Raw genomic sequence first — 1,837 nt, forward strand, 5'->3', positions numbered from 1 at the left:
AGGTATCGGAATTCAATTCCGGTACCTTCACAACTTTATTACAACTTTGCCCTTATATAGTATCTTACATTTTTTATTAATTTGCAACTATTTTTGTTTGCGGTTATTTTTTTCGTCGAGACCGGATACGCCTTCCCTTTTCTTTAATTCATTAATAACGGAATAAAAATCTATTCCCGAATACACAAGCATAACCGTATAAAAAAACAGCAAATCCGCCGCTTCATAGATAATTTTATCTTTTTCCGAATCGCCTGCAACGGACAAGATGAGTTCAAGAGATTCTTCCTGAATTTTTTTGCCTATTTTTTCATAACCTTCCTTCATTAGTTTTGCCGTATAAGATTTTTCCGGGTCAGAATTTTTGCGGTCCGCTATATGGTCGTATAAAAGTTTTAGCGAATAAAATATTGCATCGTTCTTGCTATCGTCCGAAACATCGCCGGATACGGATAATCCGTTGTTTACTTTAGAATAAAAACAAGATTGATGACCTGTATGACATGCGGGACCTTTTTGAATTATTTTCAATAATATGCTGTCGTTATCGCAATCGAAAAATATTTCTTTTACCGTCTGCGTATGACCGGAAGTTTCGCCTTTTTTCCATAATTTATTTCTCGACCTTGAAAAATAATGAGCGTAACCCGTTTCTATAGTTTTTCTAAGCGCTTCTTCGTTCATAAATGCAAGCATTAGTATATCTTTGGTATAATAATCCTGGGCAACAGCGGGAATTAAGCCGCTAAGTTTTGAAAAATCTATTTTTTTTAAAAACGATTCAAGCGAACCGCCGTCTAATACGTCAACTATTACCGCATTATCTTTATCGTCTTCTTTCACAATCTTACGTTTATCCCTTTTGATTTTAAATATTTTTTTATTGGTATAATACCTGAATTTTCATAATGAAATATTGAAGCCGCAAGAGCGGCGCCGGCATCGGCTTTTACGAAAACTTCCTCTATATCTTTTGCGTCTCTTGCTCCGCCTGAAGCAATTACGGGTATTTTTACGCTCTGAACTACCATAGATGTTAAATTTATTTCATAGCCGCTTTTTGTTCCGTCTTTATCCATGCTTGTTAAAAGTATTTCTCCGGCACCTCTGTTATAAACCTCTTTGGCCCAACGTATTGCGTTAATACCGGAATTTTTCTTTCCTCCGTGCGTAAAAACTAAATATTCGTCTCCTACCTTTTTTGCGTCTATGGCTATTACTATAGTCGACGAACCGAATTTTTTTGCGGCTTCGTCGATAATTTCCGGATTAATCACCGCAGAAGTATTTATTGAAACTTTATCTGCGCCGCTGTTAAGAAGATTATGAATATCTTCTATCTCCGAAACCCCTCCTCCCACGCTGAACGGAATAAAAATATTTTCCGAAATCTTCTCGACGAGTTTTAAAATCGTCTTTCTTTTCTCGCTTGAAGCCGTAATATCTAAAAACATTAGTTCGTCCGCAAGCTCGTCGTCATATTTTTTGGCAAGCACGACAGGATCGCCGGCGCTTTTTAAATCTTCGAAATTTATTCCTTTTACGACTTCGTTGTTCTTAATATCAAGACAGGGTATTATTCGTTTTGCAAGCATAAGTTTATCCCAATAAAGCATTAGCTTTTTTTAAATCTATTCTTCCGTCGTAAAGAGCTTTTCCTATTATTACGCCTTTTAAAGAATCTATATTAAGTTCCTTAAGTTTTTTAACGTCGTCTATCTCGGAAACCCCTCCCGAAGCGATTATATCGACTTTCAATTTCGCAAGTTCAGTAACGAGATTTAAATTAACACCTTCCAGCATACCGTCTTTTTTAATATCCGTAAATATAAAAGTT

3 protein-coding genes are annotated in these 1,837 nt (G+C 36.0%); all 3 read right to left on the reverse strand.

Annotation, left to right across the window (positions count from 1 at the left end; translation table 11 throughout):
* Nucleotides 1-87: 87 nt before the first annotated feature.
* A complete protein-coding gene (locus tag EVJ48_04140) occupies nucleotides 88-765 on the reverse strand; it encodes a bifunctional phosphoribosyl-AMP cyclohydrolase/phosphoribosyl-ATP diphosphatase HisIE (GenBank protein ID RZV39621.1) in 678 nt (225 codons plus the stop codon).
* Between the two features lie 74 nt (nucleotides 766-839).
* Nucleotides 840-1,595, reverse strand: coding sequence for an imidazole glycerol phosphate synthase subunit HisF (hisF, locus tag EVJ48_04145; protein RZV39619.1), 756 nt, complete (start codon nucleotides 1,593-1,595; stop codon nucleotides 840-842).
* Nucleotides 1,596-1,599: 4 nt separating this feature from the next.
* Nucleotides 1,600-1,837: 1-(5-phosphoribosyl)-5-((5-phosphoribosylamino)methylideneamino)imidazole-4-carboxamide isomerase (locus EVJ48_04150; protein ID RZV39620.1), on the reverse strand; the 238-nt coding region annotated here is incomplete at its 5' end.

Source organism: Candidatus Acidulodesulfobacterium acidiphilum (assembly GCA_008534395.1).
GTDB lineage: Bacteria > SZUA-79 > SZUA-79 > Acidulodesulfobacterales > Acidulodesulfobacteraceae > Acidulodesulfobacterium_A > Acidulodesulfobacterium_A acidiphilum.